We start from the raw sequence: 285 nt of genomic DNA, 5'->3' as shown, positions 1-285 counted from the left end.
GTTCCTTGTTGACCCATTCGGCCGCTTCGCCGTTGATGGTCGCCTCGCCCGGATCACCGGCGTACGGCCATGGCAACACCACGCCACCGACCGGTGGCACCAGGCCCGGCTGCACCTCCAGCACCAGCTGCTTGTCGCTGCGCTGCAGGCGGTAGTTGAGCTGGCCCTGCGGCGTGCGCAGGCCCTGCACGGCGATGCCCTCGCCCTGAAGCCAGGCGCTCGGAATGCCGGCGGCCAGCACCAGCGCATCGTCCATGTCACGGCTGTACGCGAACATGTCCAAGG

The 285-nt window shown here is 68.8% G+C and carries 1 protein-coding gene; it reads right to left on the bottom strand.

All coding sequences use genetic code 11. The features are described 5' to 3' along the window. On the bottom strand, window positions 1-256 hold a 256-nt coding region (locus FMN63_RS00015), incomplete at its 3' end, for a hypothetical protein (RefSeq protein WP_205513725.1). Window positions 257-285: the final 29 nt, after the last annotated feature.

Origin of the sequence: Stappia sp. BW2 (assembly GCF_008107695.1) — a bacterium.
GTDB lineage: Bacteria > Pseudomonadota > Alphaproteobacteria > Rhizobiales > Stappiaceae > Roseibium.
Note: the sequence above shows the minus strand (reverse complement) of the source record. Positions and strands in the feature narration are given on the sequence as shown.